Origin of the sequence: Xenorhabdus siamensis, assembly GCF_037996745.1 — a bacterium.
In the GTDB taxonomy this organism is placed as follows: domain Bacteria; phylum Pseudomonadota; class Gammaproteobacteria; order Enterobacterales; family Enterobacteriaceae; genus Xenorhabdus; species Xenorhabdus indica.
Genome location: NZ_JBBMXE010000002.1, coordinates 206,854 through 227,968, shown reverse-complemented (window position 1 = coordinate 227,968; position 21,115 = coordinate 206,854). Strand labels below are relative to the sequence as shown.

Genomic DNA, 21,115 nt, shown 5'->3' with positions numbered 1-21,115 from the left:
CACATCTTGTTCCTCTCTTATTGATATGAATTCAACCCGATGTTATCTGAAGCGTTTAAGCAGGCGGGTCATTTTGAACAGAAGTCATATTGCCAAACAGTAAATACATATTGTTTAGTTCCCTCTAAACGTTTCTATAATTTAAGAGCATGCTATTCCCTGACATTTATTAATGCGCAAGATACGCACAATAAATAGCGTCTTGGGTTATTGACTTACAGGTGAAGGCAAATCTCTACTCCATGAAGGAGACTGCCATGAATGATAATATCGCACGTAAAATGCGACAGACCTACAATATTGCATATTGGGGCGGTAACTATTACTACGTCAATGACCTGGGTAATGTCAGTGTTTGTCCAAATCCTGATTTGCCAGAAGCACAAGTTGAGCTTGTCGATTTGGTAAAAAAAGTTCAGGAAGAGAAAAAACAGTTACGGTTGCCTGCATTGTTTTGTTTTCCCCAGATCCTGCAACACCGTTTGCGCTCTATTAATACTGCATTTAAACGCGCACGTGAATCTTATGGTTATAAAGGTGATTATTTTCTGGTTTATCCGATTAAGGTAAACCAGCAGCGCCGCGTGATTGAGTCGTTGGCAAACTCTGGTGAGCCTGTTGGGTTGGAAGCGGGTTCCAAAGCTGAACTGATGGCCGTGTTGGCTCATGCAGGCATGACGCGGACTGTCATTGTCTGTAATGGCTATAAAGATCGTGAATATATTCGTCTGGCACTGATCGGTGAAAAACTGGGACACAAGGTGTATCTGGTTATCGAGAAAATGTCCGAAATAGAAATAGTGCTGGAAGAAGCGGAGCGCATTAATGTCATCCCCCGTCTTGGAGTACGGGCGCGCCTTGCTTCACAGGGAGCCGGTAAATGGCAGTCCAGTGGCGGTGAAAAATCTAAGTTTGGTCTGGCAGCGGCACAAGTGCTGCAATTGGTTGAAACCCTCCGTGCGGCTGGAAAACTGGATAGCTTACAACTGCTGCATTTCCATCTGGGTTCTCAACTGGCGAATATTCGGGATGTGGCAACAGGCGTGCGTGAATCCGCCCATTTTTATGTCGAGCTGTATAAACTGGGCGTTAACATTCAGTGTTTTGATGTTGGTGGAGGGCTGGGCGTTGATTATGAAGGTACACGTTCCCAGTCAGAATGTTCTGTTAACTACGGCCTGAATGAATATGCAAACAATGTTATTTGGGGCATTGGTGATGCCTGTGAGGAACATGGCCTGCCACATCCAACCGTGATCACTGAATCTGGTCGGGCATTGACCGCTCATCATACTGTTTTGATCTCCAATGTTATTGGGGTTGAGCGTAATGAGTTCACCGATACAACGCCACCCGCAGAAGATGCGGCACGTCCTCTGACAAGTTTATGGGATACATGGCTGGAGATGCAGGAGGGAGGCTATAAGCGTTCTTTGCGTGAATGGTTGCATGACAGTCAATTTGACCTGCACGATGTTCATACCCAATATGCACACGGGATATTGAGCCTTTCTGAAAGAGCCTGGGCAGAGGAATTATATTTAAATATTTGCCGTCATATTCAGCAGGATCTTGATCCAAGCAACCGTGCTCACCGGCCGATCATTGATGAATTACAAGAGCGCATGGCGGATAAATTGTATGTGAATTTTTCCCTGTTCCAGTCTATGCCTGATGCCTGGGGTATCGATCAACTGTTCCCTGTTCTGCCACTTGAGGGGCTGGATAAGCCATTAGATCGTCGTGCTGTATTGCTGGATATTACTTGTGACTCTGATGGTATTATTGATCATTATGTTGATGGTGACGGTGTGGCAACAACAATGCCAATGCCAGCTTACGATCCGGAAAACCCTCCATTAATTGGTTTCTTCATGGTCGGGGCATATCAGGAAATTCTGGGCAATATGCATAACCTGTTTGGTGATACAGCGGCCATTGATGTTTACGTTTCAGAAAACGGTGAAGTCACATATCAGCAGAGTGAAGAGGGTGATACGGTAGCCAATATGCTTCAATATGTGAAACTGGAGCCACAAGTGTTATTGACTCGTTTTCGTGATCAAGTGAAATCGACGGATTTAGGTGAAAATTTGCAAGAGCAATTCCTGCAAGAGTTTGAAAGTGGTCTGTATGGTTACACTTACTTGGAAGATGAGTCATTCTGATTAGTTACTAACCTTCATTAATAGTCATTCTTAATCATGGATTTTAGATAATCATTTGTTTTGGGATGGCTATTTTATTTAATTACTATGCGAAGTCGCACTCTTTCTGTGAACTTCTTTTGTGATAAATTCGAATACAAAAATAGCGGGCAAACTTAACAAAGAAATAAGGAGCGAGTTAGTGATAAATACTAAAGATATTATCTTCTTCCCTGAGCCTGATCCTAATGAAAATCCCTGGGTACATGGTAAACCTGCTGAAGAGGCGATTGACGTTGTAGAATACAATCCTGAATGGTTAGCTACATGGCAACAACTTTCTTCGGTTATCAAAGAAACACTTGGCAACGTTGTTTTGAATATTGAGCACGTTGGGTCAACGGCAGTTCCTGGGATGGTTGCCAAACCTGTTATTGATATTGATCTTATTGTGGAAGACCCAACTCAAGAAGAAAAATATGTACCAGCATTGGAGCAGCTTGGTTATGATTTAACGGTTCGTGAACCGAGTTTTTATCAACATCGATGCCTCCGCTTGGCAAAACCTAGAGTTAATCTTCATGTTTTTGGCCTTAATTGCCCTGAACATATTCGACATATTTGGTTTCGTGATTGGCTTAGAGAACATCCTGAAGATTGTGAACGATATATAGCTGCGAAGATAACTGCTAAAAATAATGTTAAACAGGTAATGGACTATAATAAGAGAAAAGAACAAGTGGTATATGAAATTTATCAACGTATATTTCAAAGTAAAGGATTGCTGTAATAATGTTTGATATTATTGTGCGGATAAAAATCTGTTTTGGCTTCGATTGACAGAGCACTTTTATATTCTTATTTTTTTACCATCCTCCTATAAGGAGTTTTACCTTTCAAGCCACTGTGTGGCTTGTGATAGTGGTAAATCGCCTCCCATTTTACCAATTTAATGCTAACCGACATTCCACACCTAATTCAGGATTAATAACCTAGTCTGCTAAGGCTGTTGAAACGATGAGAACAGAGAGTGCGGATTTTCATCAACGCTTTTTGAAGTCGAATAGATGTTTACCTTAATTAACTCTTGGTTAATGACCATAAAAAAAATCTAATTGCTTTTTATAATCTTAAGCTTCATTGTTAATAAATAGCATAATTAAGAGAACCACTAAGCCTGTTTTTTTAAGCAGTTAATTTGAATATTTTTTATAATTTACCTCATATATTAAAGGTGTTTTTATATACCATACAACGCTTTTATATGAATCAGTGAGAAAATTAACTATGCAAAATAAAATGAAAGATGTGAATGACTTGCTTGATGATTTAATTTCTAAGCCTGAAGTACAGGTACGTTGGGAAAATGAACCTGAAAAAGTCATGCAAGAATATCAGCTAACACCAACACAGTACCGCGCACTTTCTGAGGGCAATATAGACGATTTGATCAATGAAGGGCTGGCGGATAGACATGTCCAGCAAATGAGAGTTAGCTGGTAATGATTGATTTCAGTTCCCATTTCCTGGAAACCATAGGCTTGCGGGTATCTCGCTTGGCTGTCGGCGGGAGCCATTTTGGTGTAAGTGCCTGTAGAAAAGATGTCATGCGTATTGTTTCTACAGCATTAGATTTGGGGGTGAATTTTTTTGATACAGCCGATATTTATAGCAAAGGTGAAAGTGAAAGTGCATTAGGTGATGCGATATACGGGCGTCGGCATGATATTGTTATTGCGACAAAATTTGGTCATGATGAGACGGCAAAAGGCGCGAGCCGGGCAGCAATGACTCAATGCTTACACAATAGTCTTAAACGCTTGAAAACGGATTATATCGATTTATATCAGCTACATGCACCTGATCCGTCAACGCCTGTCGAAGAAACTGTTTCTACCCTTCAATTATGGGTAAAAGAAGGCAAAATCCGATGTTACGGCATTTGTAACGTCAGGCTTTCAGAAATAGAGCATTATTGTGATACAGCCCAGGCAACGGGGGGAATATTACCTGCCTGTGTGCAAAATCCTGTCAATATATTGAACTACCAGAGTTATGAAGAGATACGGCCTTCCCTCAACACATTTCAGCTTGGTTTGTTGGCGGCACTTCCTCTGGCTCGTGGGTTATTGGGAGGGCGTTACCGTTCTGTGCTGGATGTTCCTCGAACACATCCTTTGTCAGGTTATAAGGGGATTGGTTATCGTAATGTGCGCACAAAAAAAGCCATTGATCGATTAATATACGCTGCACAACAATTAAACCGTCCCCCATCTGTATTAGCGTTGGAAGTCATATTGGCAAATAAAGATATTATTTCTGTTCTGGTTGGTATAAGTCATTCTGACCAATTACTTTCTTTGGCTGATCTTAATTCATCATTACTCCAGCAAAAAACGATTGATTATATTCTTGGGCGACGTTTAGCTCTGGATTGAATATGTACCAAAAATTAATTCATCATTATATTGGAGGTATATTAAATGGCTAATATTCTGAATTTAGATGCATTAAAAAATATGAAACTTAATTATGATCCTTCACCGTGGGCAACTTGCGATAATACGTTTAAGCAAATGATTCCTGATGATGATTTTCCGGGCAGTCACTGGACTTATCATTCGCAGCGTAAACTTGCTGAAGCGCTTGGCAAGAAAGGGTCACAAGAATGGTATCAACATAATGTCAAAACCCGGCCTCTTCTGGAATTGGGAGTAAAAGAGCCTTACATGCCAGATGAGCTCGCTGATATTTGGCTGTCAGTTGCAAGCGATCTTTTGTCAGATGACTATATCGAATGTATCAGTGATGTCAGCGAATATAATGTCAGAAAGTTGCAATTTCAGGCACATTTTTGGGAATTCGGCCCTGGTTCATTCTTCCAGCCTCATGTAGATAAACCGCACAAGATGGTAACTCACCTAATGTATCTAACGGATAATTGGGTGCCTGAAATGGGAGGGTGTTTGCAATTATTACGCTCTGCTGATCCGAAGGATGTTGTGGTGGAAATCGCACCGAGAAAAAATACGTCAGCACTTATTCGCAGAACAGATTCAGCCTGGCATGCGGTTACACCTATTCCTAGAGAGATGCAGGCAGTAAGAAAAGTTTTGCAAGTATGGTTTTGGGATACACCTGCAACTTGAGATCAACCGAAGAGTGTTGCCTAGGAATAAATGAACATTTAACTGTTGGTTAATTATGATTATTAATCAGCCAGGAATAGTCACATGATAAATTGGTTGAATACACTTTCTGAATATAATGATGTGGTTGCTTCTGGCTTAGGGATACCGATTATCCGGCCAGAAAATACCGAGCAGGAAATTCGCTGGCGTCAAGTCATAGAAGAAATGTATGCGGAAGAATTGCGTACCAGTGACAATCAGGATGTTGCCATATTGAATATAGGGGAAAATACGTATCCAATGGCTTTATTATATGCAAAGGTGATGGGGTATCGCGTTATTTCAGTTAATGACATTGATAATATTACCTTGCTATTAACAGAAGTCAGAGAAAAAAATATTCTGCTCATAACCATGGCACATAAATTGAAAGTGGGTTTTGTTGCTAATACGCTGGAAATAGCTTCTGAGCTTGGCAAAAATATCGGTTTTTTATGTGGAAGAACTTTTTCTGGCCTCAGTTATTTAATTGCTAAATCGTTATTAAAACCTGCTCTGTTAGAACAGCATGAATTTCTTATTGACGCACCGAAACATAAATATACAAGTGATGAAAGTCAGCCAGAAAAATTAGCAGAATTACTAGCACAACCCGCTATGTTGAAAACGATCAGAAGTCATGGTGAAGGAAGTCATGCAAAACTGCCCGCATTAACTGTTTGTGGGTTGCTTGAAGAAACAGAATTCCCTCTGATGCCTGAATGTGGGTGTTCGCGCCTGACCCGGCGATGTAAACGAGCACATGGAAAAACACAAGTGTTTTATGGGGTAGATATTCGTGCCTATGCCATTAATTATATATGTTGCAATGGTTTTAATATGGCTGAAGAACTTTATCCTTCACCAGTATCAATGATTTTGGCATTGACAGAAGGGTGGCCAGCAGCTGTTTTAGCGCCCATTCGCCCATTGATTGCTCCAGATTACCTTCTGACGTTACTCAGAAATATGGCGAAAGAAGAAATGCCCCTTGGGCAAATTGTGGCAGTATTGAATGATGCTTGTGCTGTGCTTGGGCAACCTTTTACGTTTGCATTAATGGGTGATCCAACATTGCAATTGTCATTAAAAGATGAAACTCTGTCTCTGCCAATAGGCCTGTATGATAATACTGAATCAGAAACAACCCGCCAGCTCATGATAGGGATTCAAACAGTATTAGAAGAAGGAATTCATGGTCATCGATTACTACGTTCAATTGATGCGTGGTTAGGTAAGACGGTGGCGGATAAATTATTCAGCTTGCGTGAAAAGCTGATAAATATTGAGCGGCTGGCTCTTTTTTCTCTGAAAAAACATGAAGTTTCTTATCTCCAGGAAGATAAAAAAGCGCTCTTGCGAAATAACGCGCTTATCCAACTATTGATTGTTCAATGGGAAAAAATCTTGGTATCGCTGTTACATGAGGGGCGTGAAAATTTTGATGCCTTTGATTTACTGCATTACGATCAATTGATGAATACATTAAAAACCGTTGAACCTTGCCGGCGATGTGGAACATTAATGGAAGTCTCTTCATTTGGTCATGCCGGGGGAATAACGGGATGTAGCGAAACTTATATGTGTCGAGTCTGTGGTCCGCTTGCTGCTTACCGTTGTGATGGTATTCGTTTGGAAGATTTGACAGAAACATGGATTGCCCGGCAAGGGGAAAGAATCACAGCAAAAATTCGACTCCATATTCCCCATTCTGTTCATCCTATTTCTCAGCGGGTGCATTTGGAACTTCGTGGATATGATAAATCCACAGGACAATGTTTTGCCTCTGAAATAAAAACAGCAGAATTGAAAAATAATAGTGTCATCCAGTTTGAATTTAAATTGGATGAAAATCAGGGATGTGATTTACATAGTATTCGAATTATCGCTGTATCTGGTTTTGATATTGCTTTTCTCCGTATCCGTTTGGCTTGCCTACCTAAAAAGTCACAGGGATAACATTTTTCATGTCATCACATTACAGCAGGAAAATATGATGAGAGTACTGGTTCTTAATCGTCGCCCTATTGTAGAAAAGATTGCATTATGGTTTTCTGAAGCCGAAATTGACGTTTTTCTTATAACACCAAAGGCGTTATTATATCCATCGGAAAAATTACCTAATAAATCCCATCAATATATTAAGGGGATTTATCCTGTTGATAATTATGATTCACCTTCAATTAATGAATTAATTCTTAAATTAGTCGAAGAAAAGCAAATTGATCGTATTATTTCGGCAACAGAGATTGATGTCTTACGGGCAGCGAAAGCACGTGAAAAAATGGGTTTAATGGGCCAAAGCGAAATATCAGCACTGGCATATCGCAACAAGTGGATAATGAAATCCCTATTGAAAAAGAATGGGCTCCCAGTTGCCAGAATGCTGCAAATCACTGACAGGCAATCGGTAGAGAAATTTGCTGATGAGTGTGGTTTTCCTGTTGTGATTAAGCCGGTTGATGGAGGGGGCTCGGTAGGTGTGCAGATTATTCACCATGCCGCACAATTACAGGATATTAATTTTGAGTTATTAAAATCAGGTTATCTTGTTGAAGAATGGATTGAAGGGGAGTTTTTTACGATTGATGGGCTGATGAGAAACGGTGAAATGCTACATTGCTGGCCTTCACACACAACAGCTAACTTTTCGGCAGTTAGTGGGAATTCTGCGTTGCTTAGCTGGATGCTATTGCCAGATAACCCTTTAACAACGGAATTGTCTGCGCTCATTTCACGGGTGATTATGAGCCTTCCACCAACGCCGGATACTACGGCATTTCATGCAGAAGCTTTCTTTTGTGAAAAAACACATCGCCTTGTGCTGTGTGAGATTGCATGCCGTCCTGGAGGAGCAGGGCATGTACCTGTGTACGAAATGGCATTTGGCCTGAACTTGTATAAGGAAACGCTGCTTGGTCAGGCAGGGCTTCGCGCTCAAGAAACTTATCGGCATATTTATCCTCAGACGATGGCAGGGTTTGCCTGGTTTCCTCCCAACGAGGGGATATTTCATTATGCACCGGACAGTTGTCCTGTTTCTGGCATTATTGATTATCAACTAATGGCACGTACTGGCAGATATTATCAGGCTCCTCGCTCGATTTCAGATCACATTGCTAAGGCATTTGCTTTGCAGCCGATTGATCGTGATCCTGCGGGGGTTATTACTGAAATTGACACCTGGTGGAAAAATAATGCAATTTGGTGGAATGAAGAGAGTAGCCCCAATAAGACGAAGGGTATAGCCGATAGAGCAGCAACTTGAAAGATAAATGGTATATTTTATTTTCATGCTTTATGGATGGGAACTCAATGGCGATACAACGGGTATCAGATAATTGGTTTGCGGAAGTAACAAAACATTTGAAGGAATATTGGCAAGATCGTGAAGTTGGTTTATTAATTGATTGTTCAGATAGTCTGGATGCGTTAAAAAGTTTGATGTTCGAACTGCAAATATGTGGTGCCAAAATAAAAGCGTTAATATCCGTATCGGATAAAATGTGGCGGCCTAAAGGGGTATTGTGTTGGCATATAATTAATATTGAAAAATGTCCTTTATCAGAGTTATTGAAAAAGGAGTTTGTTTGTATCAAACATTGGTTGGATAAAATCGATCCAGAGAAAAATATCACTTTCCTAGGAGGAGTGAGATTAGCCATTTCTCCATTAGCGGCCCGACCTGTTTATGGTTGGCAAAGGCCTGGATGGGCAAAATTTGAAGATAAGACTTATATTGATGAAAATTTTCGTCGATGGGGAATTAATACACCGCCTTATAAAATTATCGCACCTGATTGTAACGATGCGGTAGCCGCATTTTATCTTCTGAATAAAGGTAAAGGAGTTATATTGGCTGCCGATAGTTCAAAGTCATTTAATGCAGGTTCAGAAGGTTTGTCTTGGATTAAGGATCATCATGAACTTATTAAGGCGTTGGATAAATTTCGCCATCAAACTGAAAAACTTCGTATGGCTGAATTTATACAAGGAATTCCATGCAGTATCCTTGCACTGGTTTTGCCCAATGGGGTTGCTGTCTTTGATCCGATAGAAATATTGACGGTTTTTGAGAAATCAACTAATCAGCTTTTGTTCTGTGGTTCCTCGAATCGTTGGCGACCTGGAAAACATGCCGAAGTTATGCGTGATTATACCCGGTTGGTGGGAGAAAAACTGTCAGAGGAGGTCGGTTATCGAGGGATCTTCAGCCTTGATGGAATATGGACGGGCAGTGAGTTTTTTGCGACAGAAATTAATCCTCGCCATGCATCTGGATTGGGGCTTAATCGTGCAGTTCCTTTGTTTCCTGATTATTTATTTAACCGGGCTGTTCAGGAAAATAATGCTTTTATTACGGAGCTTGACCCTTATCAGGTTGAAATCATCTGGCGTGATATGATCCAACATTATCCAGGTCAAGATATCACTGTATTGGATAGAGATGAAAAACAGCAAAAAGTGATTGAAATTGAAGTGAATGACCAGATGATCGTATTGGGAGTTCCTTCTGAAGGTGTTGATGCACTTATTTATCGCCCACTGGGTCAGGAAAAATTACTTGGGAATATTGTAGCTGAACTGGTCAGTCGAGTCTCCCATCGTCATTATGTAAGTTTTATCGATAATAATATAAAAAATGACTGATTTTCTAATGTTTCAAGTTCTGTTTTGTAATCTGAAATATACTGGATATAAGAAGTATATATCCTTCGTCTTTCAAGTTGCCTCTGCTCACTTACCCCGGTCACATAGTTATCTATGCTCCGGGGGATTCTTTCCTTTGCCGCCGCGAAGCTACTTGAAATCCATTAGGTATAGAATATATTCATAGCTTGGGGAGAAAACGCTCTTCAAGCTTATTTTATCTTTTTTGCATTAGATCATGATTAGTATTGTGATATCGATTGAGAATAAGAAATCCAATGCCTGTTAAGGTAACGTATAATATAATATTCCCCCATAAGATAGTGCTGGAAAAGCTGAGAAGTTGGGTGAATAACCAGGGGGATATGACAGTAGCACCTCCGAAAGCAAATTGAAGGACAGCAGAATAACGCCCTTCATAACCAGAATGAGAAAAAATTAAAATAGCGATTCCCATTTGTGCTCCGAGGATGGCTTCAGCAAGGCTAAGCAGTAAGGTTACAATCAAAATTAAGATAAATTGTAATGCAAAGTCACCATGAAGAAATAAAATAATGCTATAAGCGATCGTTTGTAAAAATCCAGACCAGGCTAAAGATTTCAGGCAACCAAGTTTATTGCCTAATCTCAACGCAACTTGCTGAAAGCAGGGAATGCCAAAACAAAGGCCGGTAAATACAAAAGCGGCAAACCAAGATGGTAAAGCGCGCTCAATCAGAAAGTAGTAGGGTAAGACAAGCTCGATGCTTTTTCCTGCCAGTAGTAATATACCAATCAAAAAAACGAAAATAAGATATTTTCTATCCTTCAGGATAGAAAAAGAGGAAATGTGTTTTTGATCAGTTTGTATTGGATTTTGAATAATTTTATTAGACTGTTTAGTAGCGTTTTGAGTTATGATGAAAATAATGATCCCTGATATAAAATAACCAAAAGAATTTCCCCAAATAATCAAATTAACGATGATATCAGATATTCCATCTTTATTAATAAAGAATAACGAGAATAAGGCGCCAAAACCTAATCCAATATTTCTACAGCTATTTATAATAGCAAAAATATTCATCTGAGTATTTTGCATAGGAAATAGAACCCTGATGGCAGCAGGATTGGCACACCAGTAAATACGTTCACCGATGGAAACACACATAACGATGATAGCGACCTGCCAGTGTGTTGAAACAACTAACATCCAGGGAAATGCACTAAATCGCAATAAACTACCTACCAGCGTTGAGTTAGCTGGCCCTAATCTATCAGCCAATAGGCCTGCTGGGTAACCGGCAATAAGTAATGCGATCATCGCTCCTATCGTCATTGCCAGCCCAACATCTACGATATTTAACCCTTGCACTAACACTAAATAAAAGATCGCCATAGGGCGCCAGATCCCTCCACCCATACTGCCAATTGCCATGGCCAGTAAAAACAGGTGTTCTTGACGGTTTAATGCCATGATTTTTTTCTCTCATGCAATTAATGAGCTATACCCTTCGTTTTTCAAATACAGATTCAAAATATTGGGTCAATGATGATGTTTATAACCTTGAGCTATTTTTTGTAAAAATACTTTCATTTCTGTTCTGGAAGTCAATTGAATATAATTGCCATCAAAGTTATCCAGTAATACTTTGTCTTTTTTAAGTTGATGTTTTCTATATTTTATTATTTGTCGTAAAAAATCGAAATTTATTTTTTCATAGCAACCAAGTGCCATATCAGGACGTTGTTTTCCATACCATTTAGTTATACGTTTTATGGCCTGGAATAAACAAATATAAGTTGGTATGTAGAGATGAATGACAGTATCTGCTTTTTCTAAACGTAGTGGCAGACTTGGACCATAATTACCATCGATAATCCATGATGATTGATTCGTTAAGGAGCATAATTTTTGCTGCCATTCTTCTACTGAAGGGGCTATCCACCCTTCTTGCCAATATTCTTTATCAAGATGAAATAAGGGAATCGAGCAGATTTGGCTTAGCTGTCTGGCAAAGGTTGATTTTCCCGCTCCAGGAGAACCAATCACTAAGATACGTTGCATATTATTAATCATATTTATCCCCACTGCATGAGATTATTTTTGTCCATTCGTTCAAGACAGGGATAATTGTTTTCTCCGATAGTTCATAGCGGCGAGCTTGCAGGTGATTAGGAACACCATTTTTTTTGGCTTTATCTTCGATCAATTGATATTGGCGACGAAGAAATCTGGCAGACAGCGCAAAATCATGGGCGATTTCTAAAGTGGAACATTGAAGCTGGTGAAGAATGGCAGCCGTGACAAGCCCTGTACGATCTTTCCCTAAGCTGCAATGAAGCATCACATTTCCTGTGTCAAGTAATTCTGTGATTTCCTGAGCAATTTCCCATGCCACATGGCTCATAGTGAAATAAAGATTAATATAATCAGATTCTGTGACAATATGTGTTTGATTATTCTCTGGTGGTTTAAATCTAATAGGGCGATTGATATATTTAGTTGATGCAGGAATATGCGGTTTGAATTGTGGTTCATATTCTTCAGGTGTGCGTAAATCCACCCAAATATTGATGGGAAACATTTCTGATAATTTATTAAATGCTGCTTTTTCTTTTCCTCTTTGTATACCACAACGAATGAGCGTTCCACGGTTATTTTTTTCGGTATGCTTGATTTTTAATATTCTGCCATTCAGAATAGCAGAGTGATGTATTGGGTATATCTGTAGTTGGCTGATATTATTTAATTGTTTTTTCATTACTACTCACTGTTATTATTTACTCTAAATTTTTTCGTTATGATGGTATTCTGAGGGAAAAATTTGCTTAAGAAATTTCACCATTAATTCTAATTCTCCAATACCAATTCTGACATAGCCATTCATTCTTTCTTGTGAACTCATATCACGGATGTAAAATCCACCTAAAGCGGCGGTTTCTACTAATTTAGTGGGATGATCACCAATAGTTTTGACATTGATAAAATTGGCACCTGAAGGAAGAATTTGCCAATTTGAACGTAATTTCATAATGGTTTCAATAACATATTCTCGTGTTTGAATAATGGATTGGCAAATTTTATTAATATGTTCTTTTTTCGCTAAAATTTCTTGAAGTAGTGTCCAAGTACTGCCTGAAATAGCTGATTCAGTTCTTTCCTGGGACAGGATATCTATAATCGTAGAAGAGGCTATTATGGCGGCAATACGAGCGCCCGCTAAACCGTAACCTTTAGAAAATGATCGAATATAAATAATGTGTTCAGGTTGGCCTAAAAGAGCTAAATGATTAATGTTACCAAATGCTATAAAACATTCGTCAATAACCAATAAGTGACCATGTTTGGCGCAAGCATGAGAAATTGCTAATAACGTATTATTATCAAACTCTATCCCAGTCGGGCTATTGGGATTTGAAATTGTAACAATAGAAGGTGGGGTTATTTGGATTGTTTTTAATAATGTTTTGATACAAAAATTTTCTGCGCATTGCTCATCGAAATAAATGGGTAATATATCAATTTGATTAAGATTGGCGTGATCAATCCAACCAAAATAGTTAGGTACAGGAATAATTAATCTTTTTGTTGTACATGCAATTAGACGTAATATCAGACCAATGGCGACGTCTGACCCTGGAGTGAAATAAATAGAAGACGAGTTAATTCCTAATATTTTTGCAGCATGTTCATGTTCAACTTGAGGATAAGGGTAAAATTGATGTCTCTGTGGCGGAACAGTAATCTCCTGAAGGATTTTTGTTAATGCTTTATGGTGTAATTCACCACTACGTAAGTTTATTCCATCAGATAAAAATTCTCGCTGACGAGAAGGGCGCTTGGGTGCCAAAGGCAGCGGATAAATATTATTAACAGATGTTGTCTTTGCCATTAATACACTCCGTAGCAGATTTTTTAAATTTGGGCTCCTAATAAACGAAGTTGCCCTAAAAAGTCTGGGTAACCGCGCTCAAGGTGATCGATACCACCTATTTGTGTTTTCCCTGATATTTTTAATGCTGCAATAACTAAGGCTGCGGCTCCACGTAAATCAGCGGCTTGAACTGTTATGCCACTTTTGCAGGGAACATGGGGAATAATGTCTACTGATCTGGCATTGTGAATAACTTTGGCTCCCATCTTTTCCAATTCTTCAATATATTGAAAACGCTTGACCCAAACTTGCTCTGTAATACTTCCGCCTAATTGAGATGCCATCAGTAAAAGAGCCATAAAAGGTTGACTGTCACTGAATATTCCGTGCGAGGTCACTTGAATATCCAATCGGGATGCAGGGGACACCTGGGCGATGGTGAGAGTATTTTCTTCCCATTGAAGCTGATAACCCAATTTTTCCAGGCAAGTTATTTCAGCCGATAGCCCGGTTTCGATAGCATCTTGCGAAACGCCAGTAATAGAAATTGGAGCATTGCAATAGGCGGAAAGGGTCAAATAAGTCATAACTTCGATCAGGTCAGGGCCAAGAGTCGTTTCAAAACCCTCCGCATCAGGTTTCCCCGCAATGACGATTCGGTCTTTTTCCCACGCAATATCAACCTGCTGACATTTAATGGCTTCAACTAATGCCGCAACGTCTGGTTTAGAATAAGGATTGATAATCTCGCTAATACCCTCAGCCCTTGCAGCGCATAACAATGCGGCTTTTGTTGCGCCAGAATAAAGTGGGCCAGTTAATTTGCCAGTGCTTTTTTCAACGACAGCAAAGTGAGCCATATCGATTTGAGTGGAGGAAAAACGTGATACAGTGGCTTGGATCATATTTCCTATGGTTTCAACTTTGGCACCGAATCGTTGTAAAACGGTACATAGTTGTTCAATGGGGCGTTCTCCTCCTTGACCGACTCCAATCTTACAGCCACCGGTTTCACCTAATATAACGTGGCCTGCATGAGCCAATATCCCAGGGGCAAGATACCAGGCACCATGAATCAATGTACTTAAATCTTCAGGTATTTTGGTATTGTTTAAACCACGGGGATCAATGTGCATGGTGCGTTTTTCTGGCTCATGCAATATGTTGGCACCCAGTAATTGACCTATTTCGCCCAATATCCTGATATCTGCAATATCAGGAACATTTTTGATTAAAGAAGGTTGTTTTGCTGACAATGCCAGGCTGAACAACGGTGGGAAAGCATGCTTAAATCCTGAAATGTGCACATGCCCTGATAATTGGTTGCCGCCCGTCACTTCAATCTCTTGCATATGATTTCTCCAGCACTTATTCCGAAATAAAAACAGCCGTGAGTACACGCCGGTAAGTTCCTTCAGGCGCGGAAGCAGAAATGGGCGTTACCATATGCCATGATTGTTCTGAACGTTGTAGGATCACTGACGTATTCAGTTCAGGTGGGATCTCACGATAAATATCTTGTGAATCATCAGAGTGTAAAATACGCAGACAACCTCCCCAATCAGGAGACCAATTTCGGCTGAAGTTAAAGATTTGAGTCACAATTTTTTCGGTTTTATCTGTATGTGGCCCTAACCATTGAGAAGAACGATATCGCCATAGCGTTAAATTCAAACGAGCCGAGCTGAGATCTTTTCCGATCAATTTTCCCATTCGAGTCCGATATTGATCGCTTCTTAAATATTCGCAAAATTCATTCCATACAGAAGAAAGAGGGGTATCTTTTTCAATACGTAATGCTTCCAGACTGTAGGTTTTTTTATCATCGGTCTCTTCTGCCATTTTTTCTGCAATGATAAAGCCTTCATGAGGAAATGTTTCCATCAGGCTGTTGGCTATCTCCTCGTCAATAAAAGGAGATACCATGCCCCAGTGGTAGGGGAAGTTTGTTAATGCTTGGGGCAGTAATAAATTAAACATGAGTTTCATCATCCTTATGATTTAAAGGTTATCAGGGCATACATAATGCAGGAGTAAGGCTCGCCGTGCATGTTGCGAACCAGGCGCCACCTTACGGACACTGTGCCAGGAGCGAGGGGAAGGCAGGAGGATCACTGAGCGATTGGGAGAAGGCGCAACGGCTTCCTTGATATCATCAGGCTCAGATGAACCGAGAATAAGTAACTCTCCTCCTTCTATGCTACCCGTCGGGAAATAGAGGGTTTGAGTCAGGATCTTATCGGGGCGGTCACAATGGGGAGCCAGCCAGCAATTTTCATGGTAAATAGTAAAGCGCACGTGTAAACGAGTCTTTGAGAGATCGCGTTCCATCAATGTTGAAAAGTAATGGCGATAATCATCGCTTAAGATAACTTTCAGCATTGATTTCCATGCGGTGGTCAGGTGATTCCATGTTTCCGGCACAGGAATACCGTTATCAATAGCCAATAGATCCCAAGTGCTATAGTATTTTCCGTCACCTTCTTCACGGTGAGATTTACAGAAACCCGTATGTGGAAATTCTGCTTGTAATCGTTTGAAGACGTTCTGAGATAAAAAATGATCTGAACAAAACCATTTAAACGGTTCTTTTTTCTTTTTGAAATCAGGGGAGTGCCAGCGGATATTCATAGGTGATCTCCTGATGTAGGGGATTGCTCATATCCCGCTTGCTGTGTAATTTTTTTCATGACTTCAGTGGCGCGATCTTTTTGATTAGCGAATAGCAATGCGTAGCCTTTTTGTCGTTCTTCTGGTGATTGAGGCAATGCATGAAAAAGCTGGCGGTTATATTTACCTACCTCGGTTATTGAGGAATTTTCGTGTAATTCGTTGTAAGGGGTATAAACAGTGGGACGGACTCTGGCACCTTCAGCAATCAACCAGTCGATTGTCTTAATTGATGCTTCTATTGTGTCTCCGGGTAACCCAAGAATAATGAAAGCGTTAATTTCTATGTCGTTCTGTTTGGCAATTGCGAGTAGCTCTTCAACCTTAGCCTCAGTATTTAGCTTTATTTTGGGTAATTGCAGGTTTGGTGAGACAGAAATGGTTTCTACTCCCAGACTGATTCGGATGCAGCCAGCTTGTGCCATCAATTCAATCAATTCTTTATTCAAATGATAAATTGTTGTCACGCATTTCCATCGAATAGGCAGTTTTAATTCGATGAATTTATGACACAATTCTTTTACCCATCGACGATTCAGGGTAAAAGTGGGAGCGTAAAAAGAGACATAATCAAATGGCTGGATATGCTGCTGTTCCGTGATATATTCAATGACGCGATCTACCGAAAGCCGCTCACAAAATTCGCATCCTACCGGGCATCCTCGTGCGACAGGAATAACGAGCTCACGTCGTTCAGGAATACCACAAAATTTGTTCAAGTCATTCTTATACATCCGATCATATGCCGCGTAAGGGATCTCCAATGTATCGGGGAGTATCCACTCTTCTGGACTCAGCATCTGACCGACATCTCCTTGTAAATAACCAAGGGGGGTTTTCACAATAAGACCGGGAATACGCTTTGTATCGGGTGCATAATTTAGCAGGAAAGATTCAACACCACTTTCATAATCACCGCTGAAAACAATACCTTCAAAATCAAATTGCTTAAACCAATCAGGAACCTGCTTTGATAATCGTCCGAAAGTAAATATTTTCACTTGGGGTAGAATCTCTCGACAATACATTGCTGTGCGGCCGAAACTATCCACGGCATCAAAATCATTAAATAAACCAATAAAGTCATAGCCTTTTGCCAATTCCTGGGCTAAATCATGCCAGGTGAGATTTAATGCACCACCGTCTAACGCAGTAACTTGCCATGATGAGTTTCTTTCCCTGATATAGGTGGCAACTTGAAATAAAGGCAGGTGATGACCGGCATTGAAATAAGAGGGAATATAGGGAGGAATCAATAATAGTATACGCATATGCAAACCTCCTAAGTTAAACAGTGAAAAACTGCGTGTTTGCCAAGTAGATAAATTGACAAACTGCCATCGTCGCGTAACAGCCAGATGGAAGAAAAAACTCGACTGTTAAACTGGCACGATCAGGGAATTCTTGATCTTCATTGAGGTCGATAATTTTTATAAAGGTATGCACAATGGTTGGGCGAAGACTTTGCTTTTCTACTTTTTCCCCATCAACGATATTAAATCGAATAAAGGGATACCAAGGCATCGTAGCGGCAAACGTCATGACATCAGAATAAGCAGTGGGTAAAACATAGGGTATGGATGAGCGCATCACATGTAGCCCGTGGTGATATCGCTGGAATTCTTGGGCGACGAGATTGTTCCATTGGTAAGAGCCAAAAGAAGCATAATAAAAAGAGAGCCGTCTGGGATCTAATTGATGGAAAAAATGTTCAGCTTTACCTTGCCATTTTTGGGCTGTTTGTGCTTCTGGTGATGCCGATTGGCGTATCAATGACAAGGCTTTTTCCCATTTGCCGTGGTGAAAAGCTTGCCCAATAAGATGAGTTGTAGATGGCCCTCCAGGTACACCGAATCTTTGTGTGTCATAGTAGTTAATAAAAGCATGGTTATGGAATGTCTGTTTTGCCAAGGCGTGTGCAATAGGCTTATCTAAGTTACGTATGACAATTCGAAAGCTATTACCCACGAGTTGGCCAATCTTGATATTTTCTTCAAAACAACCAACTTCATGCAATGAGAGCCATTTACTTGATGTCATATCCAAATGCGCATTAATGGCACTGGTATCTATTATATTTCGTGATAAAGATTGAATAGATATTCTCTGACTTGTTATTCCATCTTCATCTTTTAATCCTGCATACCCAATATGGCTTTCTGGTATTTCTAATATACTGGCAATATTTGTCACTGCTTCAGAGGTTGTCATTCCTTTTTTGCGTAATTGAAAATGCCAGATCTGTTTTTCTATTGAGGGTTGATAGAAGTTTGGAACTTCTTCCACGAGAAAATCGGCAGGCACTTTTTTAAGGCAATATTGAACATCCTTGCAGAAAAAGGTATTCGGTGAATATTTGGAAGAGTTTGTATTGAGTTCCATATTATTCATTGAAAAATCTCCAATTTTCAGGCCACCATTTTCAATGGTCAAAATAAGACTCATTGTTTTTGTATGATCAATACGCCAACACGTTATGTGTTAATATGGTGAACTTTCTTTAGCGAAATAATCATCAAGGTTTCCTTCTCGCCAAATATCCGTCGTGGCACAGTGCAAACCACCGCCAAAAGGATAAGCATTGCGGAAAGGTACAGGGATGACTTCAAATCCTAATTTATCCAGTTGCTCTATTTGATGAATTTCACTTTCTTCTACACACACAGTTTTCTCATCAAGTGACAATATATTCATTGACAGCCATGTACTTGAATAACATAACGGGGGAGACTGGTGATGTGCGGGAGGCGCTGCTGTGATAATTTGCCAGTCATTACGAATAAATAATTCTCTGAATTCGGGCAGTAATGGCCTATCAGGATTATTTAAAACTAAACCGGGACGCAAAGGTAATAGAGTACAGTCTATGTGGCTTGGGAAAGGATCACCAGGAAAATTGACAGCATGAATGCGGTAATCAGGAAAATGGCGCCGTAACCAATCAATACCTTTCATGTTTGTCGTAAAGCCATGCTGTACGAAAAGATCTTTTCCACATCGGAAAATATCTGCAGCTTCAAAAATGGGTTCTTCTTCTGTTGTGACGAATTCTTTTTTCATTACCCACTCTTTTCGGGTTTCCATACTGATCTTTTCAGATAAATAACCATGCCGGTAACTCTTATCCGAAAGCCGGGGACGAGGGGCTGATTCATGCCGCATGGTTTTATCTTCTTTCATATAAGCCGCAATCAAAGGTCGATAACACAAATACTCAAAGAAACGAGATCTGAAACTCATTGTTGCTTCAAGAATTTCCCGGCCAATAGTGATGAGAATGTCTCTTGGCGGTTGACAACCGAACATAGTGCCTTGGGTAAAATCCGGGGTCTGTACAGGAGAATTAAAATCTAATGGAGTTGGTCGATCAACACGAATGCCACGTGAAGTCAGTATAGAAGATAATCCATCCAATTGTTCATTGGCAGCATCAATGGATTCTTGGCTTCTTGGGCCATAACGACCGCGCATATCTGAATCTTCTGGGATGCGAGCCATAAAGGCAGGCTCTGGTGGAGGAATGCAGGCATGATCTGCACGACCGACAATGACATGCCGTAATTTTCCCCATTCTGTATGACATTCTACATGGATAGGGAGATTGTTTGATTTTGGGTTATTATGGGTATTAATAGAATTAGTCATAATATTTTCCTTTAATATTCTTTTTCATATTTATATATAATTTTTCAAAATAGTAAGCATATTTTCATAATGTCATGTGCTACAAGGGTAATGATTCTCCATAGTAGAATCGTTAGTTAATGTAGCCTGCAATGTGCTATGTATGATTTGTCCAAATATCAAACAATAGGTCAAAATGCTTATCATAATGAAAATTTTTATATATGGCTCATAATTTATTGATGATTATTTATTTCTAACTTTCAAACTATTAAACCTTGTTGTGACTAAAAATGATATCTATCAGTCTTAAAATCAATTCAAAAATTTTTTTCCACGGTTAACTAAAAGTTAAAGTGGGACTTAATTTTCTAATGTTCTTCATGGTAACATCAAATGCTCAGTACAGGTTATTTTATCAACCAGTGACCAGTTTTTATTGATCACAACAGTTTTAGCGTTTCCTGTCATACTTTAAATGCATAGATGACTATTAAACTTTAAATACCTCTTTCTTTGATTTTAATTTTATCGAATTTAATATCTTACAATTTTGTATTCTCAAAATGACTATAATATTAGTATGTTTTTGCTTTAATATGAATTATTAATTGTCCTATTTTGAACTAAAATATAACCTTGACATCTTTGTATGCTTTATATAACCTCATATTACTATTGTTAATATTTTGTTTTTTATTGGTGGGATTATTATGATTTTATCAAAGAAAATAAATCATTTTTTGAGTGTTGTAGAATGTGGGTCTTTCAAAAAAGCTTCCAAAAATATTCATATAAGCCCTCCAGCACTTTGTAAAAGTATCGCTGATATAGAAGAGGTATTGGGATTTAAGCTATTTAACCGTTCTAATACAGGAGTAACTCTGACGGAAGAAGGAATAAATTTATACAAATATTTATTACCTATACGTGATAATGTTGAGAATATTAAATCAAGTTTTTTCTCAAGATTAAAAAAAAAGAGATTAAAGTAGGA

General features: G+C 39.5%; 19 protein-coding genes. 9 read left to right on the top strand and 10 right to left on the bottom strand.

Features of this window, described 5'->3' with window-relative positions; genetic code table 11:
* Positions 1-257 precede the first annotated feature (257 nt).
* The 8 genes from speA to AAC852_RS01940 all read left to right on the top strand — a co-directional run bounded on the left by speA (position 258) and on the right by AAC852_RS01940 (position 9,967).
* On the top strand, positions 258-2,168 hold the full coding sequence (speA, locus tag AAC852_RS01975; RefSeq protein ID WP_340619568.1) for a biosynthetic arginine decarboxylase: 1,911 nt from the start codon (positions 258-260) through the stop codon (positions 2,166-2,168).
* Between the two features lie 181 nt (positions 2,169-2,349).
* Positions 2,350-2,937 carry a GrpB family protein gene (locus AAC852_RS01970; RefSeq protein ID WP_340619567.1) on the top strand — a complete coding sequence of 196 codons (588 nt, stop codon included), beginning with the start codon at positions 2,350-2,352 and terminating at the stop codon, positions 2,935-2,937.
* Between the two features lie 497 nt (positions 2,938-3,434).
* Entirely contained in the window at positions 3,435-3,650 is a 216-nt protein-coding gene (locus AAC852_RS01965; protein WP_340619566.1) for a hypothetical protein, read from the top strand.
* Complete coding sequence (locus tag AAC852_RS01960) at positions 3,650-4,585, top strand: aldo/keto reductase (protein ID WP_340619565.1); 936 nt, start codon at positions 3,650-3,652, stop codon at positions 4,583-4,585. The genes AAC852_RS01965 and AAC852_RS01960 overlap by 1 nt, the downstream gene beginning before the upstream one ends.
* A gap of 45 nt (positions 4,586-4,630) precedes the next feature.
* Complete coding sequence (locus AAC852_RS01955) at positions 4,631-5,296, top strand: 2OG-Fe(II) oxygenase (RefSeq protein WP_340619564.1); 666 nt, start codon at positions 4,631-4,633, stop codon at positions 5,294-5,296.
* Between the two features lie 84 nt (positions 5,297-5,380).
* Complete coding sequence (locus tag AAC852_RS01950) at positions 5,381-7,276, top strand: hypothetical protein (protein ID WP_340619563.1); 1,896 nt, start codon at positions 5,381-5,383, stop codon at positions 7,274-7,276.
* 37 nt (positions 7,277-7,313) lie between these two features.
* Positions 7,314-8,585: an ATP-grasp domain-containing protein gene (locus AAC852_RS01945; protein WP_340619562.1), complete on the top strand. Its 1,272-nt coding sequence runs from the start codon at positions 7,314-7,316 to the stop codon at positions 8,583-8,585.
* A gap of 47 nt (positions 8,586-8,632) precedes the next feature.
* The gene (locus AAC852_RS01940; protein WP_340619561.1) at positions 8,633-9,967 is read left to right on the top strand and encodes a hypothetical protein; all 1,335 of its coding nucleotides are present in this window, start codon (positions 8,633-8,635) and stop codon (positions 9,965-9,967) included.
* A gap of 217 nt (positions 9,968-10,184) precedes the next feature.
* Here AAC852_RS01940 and AAC852_RS01935 read toward each other — a convergent pair whose 3' ends face one another.
* The 10 genes from AAC852_RS01935 to AAC852_RS01890 form a co-directional block, all read right to left on the bottom strand.
* On the bottom strand, positions 10,185-11,423 hold the full coding sequence (locus AAC852_RS01935) for an MFS transporter (protein ID WP_340619560.1): 1,239 nt from the start codon (positions 11,421-11,423) through the stop codon (positions 10,185-10,187).
* 69 nt (positions 11,424-11,492) lie between these two features.
* Complete coding sequence (locus AAC852_RS01930; RefSeq protein WP_340619559.1) at positions 11,493-12,026, bottom strand: P-loop NTPase family protein; 534 nt, start codon at positions 12,024-12,026, stop codon at positions 11,493-11,495.
* Positions 12,019-12,711, bottom strand: coding sequence for a tyrosine-protein phosphatase (locus AAC852_RS01925; RefSeq protein ID WP_340619558.1), 693 nt, complete (start codon positions 12,709-12,711; stop codon positions 12,019-12,021). Before AAC852_RS01925 ends, AAC852_RS01930 begins: the two co-directional genes overlap by 8 nt.
* Positions 12,712-12,735: 24 nt before the next feature.
* Positions 12,736-13,842: a pyridoxal phosphate-dependent aminotransferase gene (locus tag AAC852_RS01920; protein WP_340619557.1), complete on the bottom strand. Its 1,107-nt coding sequence runs from the start codon at positions 13,840-13,842 to the stop codon at positions 12,736-12,738.
* Positions 13,843-13,865: 23 nt separating this feature from the next.
* Complete coding sequence (locus AAC852_RS01915) at positions 13,866-15,176, bottom strand: hypothetical protein (protein ID WP_340619556.1); 1,311 nt, start codon at positions 15,174-15,176, stop codon at positions 13,866-13,868.
* Between the two features lie 16 nt (positions 15,177-15,192).
* Positions 15,193-15,804 carry a 2OG-Fe(II) oxygenase family protein gene (locus AAC852_RS01910; RefSeq protein WP_340619555.1) on the bottom strand — a complete coding sequence of 204 codons (612 nt, stop codon included), beginning with the start codon at positions 15,802-15,804 and terminating at the stop codon, positions 15,193-15,195.
* A gap of 21 nt (positions 15,805-15,825) precedes the next feature.
* Positions 15,826-16,455 carry a 2OG-Fe(II) oxygenase gene (locus AAC852_RS01905; RefSeq protein WP_340619554.1) on the bottom strand — a complete coding sequence of 210 codons (630 nt, stop codon included), beginning with the start codon at positions 16,453-16,455 and terminating at the stop codon, positions 15,826-15,828.
* Positions 16,452-17,765, bottom strand: a complete 1,314-nt coding sequence (locus tag AAC852_RS01900; protein ID WP_340619553.1) for a B12-binding domain-containing radical SAM protein — start codon at positions 17,763-17,765, stop codon at positions 16,452-16,454. The genes AAC852_RS01905 and AAC852_RS01900 overlap by 4 nt, the downstream gene beginning before the upstream one ends.
* Before the next feature lie 16 nt (positions 17,766-17,781).
* Entirely contained in the window at positions 17,782-18,885 is a 1,104-nt protein-coding gene (gene truD / locus AAC852_RS01895) for a tRNA pseudouridine(13) synthase TruD (RefSeq protein WP_340619552.1), read from the bottom strand.
* A 90-nt stretch (positions 18,886-18,975) separates the two neighbouring features.
* Entirely contained in the window at positions 18,976-20,139 is a 1,164-nt protein-coding gene (locus tag AAC852_RS01890; protein WP_340619551.1) for a NarL family transcriptional regulator, read from the bottom strand.
* A gap of 692 nt (positions 20,140-20,831) precedes the next feature.
* On the opposite strand from AAC852_RS01890, the gene AAC852_RS01885 reads away from it, so the two are divergent.
* Positions 20,832-21,113 (top strand): LysR family transcriptional regulator, encoded by a 282-nt coding sequence (locus AAC852_RS01885; protein WP_340619550.1) that lies wholly within the window; start codon positions 20,832-20,834, stop codon positions 21,111-21,113.
* Positions 21,114-21,115: the final 2 nt, after the last annotated feature.

Excerpts from the sequence above, each read along its gene's own strand:
- AAC852_RS01930 (WP_340619559.1), bottom strand. The coding sequence starts at position 12,026 with ATGATTAATAATATGCAACGTATCTTAGTGATTGGTTCTCCTGGAGCG.
- AAC852_RS01950 (WP_340619563.1), top strand. The coding sequence starts at position 5,381 with ATGATAAATTGGTTGAATACACTTTCTGAATATAATGATGTGGTTGCT.
- AAC852_RS01890 (WP_340619551.1), bottom strand. The coding sequence starts at position 20,139 with ATGACTAATTCTATTAATACCCATAATAACCCAAAATCAAACAATCTC.
- AAC852_RS01960 (WP_340619565.1), top strand. The coding sequence starts at position 3,650 with ATGATTGATTTCAGTTCCCATTTCCTGGAAACCATAGGCTTGCGGGTA.
- AAC852_RS01910 (WP_340619555.1), bottom strand. The coding sequence starts at position 15,804 with ATGTTTAATTTATTACTGCCCCAAGCATTAACAAACTTCCCCTACCAC.
- AAC852_RS01925 (WP_340619558.1), bottom strand. The coding sequence starts at position 12,711 with ATGAAAAAACAATTAAATAATATCAGCCAACTACAGATATACCCAATA.
- AAC852_RS01900 (WP_340619553.1), bottom strand. The coding sequence starts at position 17,765 with ATGCGTATACTATTATTGATTCCTCCCTATATTCCCTCTTATTTCAAT.
- AAC852_RS01920 (WP_340619557.1), bottom strand. The coding sequence starts at position 13,842 with ATGGCAAAGACAACATCTGTTAATAATATTTATCCGCTGCCTTTGGCA.
- AAC852_RS01955 (WP_340619564.1), top strand. The coding sequence starts at position 4,631 with ATGGCTAATATTCTGAATTTAGATGCATTAAAAAATATGAAACTTAAT.
- AAC852_RS01935 (WP_340619560.1), bottom strand. The coding sequence starts at position 11,423 with ATGGCATTAAACCGTCAAGAACACCTGTTTTTACTGGCCATGGCAATT.
- AAC852_RS01940 (WP_340619561.1), top strand. The coding sequence starts at position 8,633 with ATGGCGATACAACGGGTATCAGATAATTGGTTTGCGGAAGTAACAAAA.
- AAC852_RS01905 (WP_340619554.1), bottom strand. The coding sequence starts at position 16,455 with ATGAATATCCGCTGGCACTCCCCTGATTTCAAAAAGAAAAAAGAACCG.
- AAC852_RS01945 (WP_340619562.1), top strand. The coding sequence starts at position 7,314 with ATGAGAGTACTGGTTCTTAATCGTCGCCCTATTGTAGAAAAGATTGCA.
- AAC852_RS01915 (WP_340619556.1), bottom strand. The coding sequence starts at position 15,176 with ATGCAAGAGATTGAAGTGACGGGCGGCAACCAATTATCAGGGCATGTG.
- speA (WP_340619568.1), top strand. The coding sequence starts at position 258 with ATGAATGATAATATCGCACGTAAAATGCGACAGACCTACAATATTGCA.
- AAC852_RS01885 (WP_340619550.1), top strand. The coding sequence starts at position 20,832 with ATGATTTTATCAAAGAAAATAAATCATTTTTTGAGTGTTGTAGAATGT.
- AAC852_RS01965 (WP_340619566.1), top strand. The coding sequence starts at position 3,435 with ATGCAAAATAAAATGAAAGATGTGAATGACTTGCTTGATGATTTAATT.
- truD (WP_340619552.1), bottom strand. The coding sequence starts at position 18,885 with ATGAATAATATGGAACTCAATACAAACTCTTCCAAATATTCACCGAAT.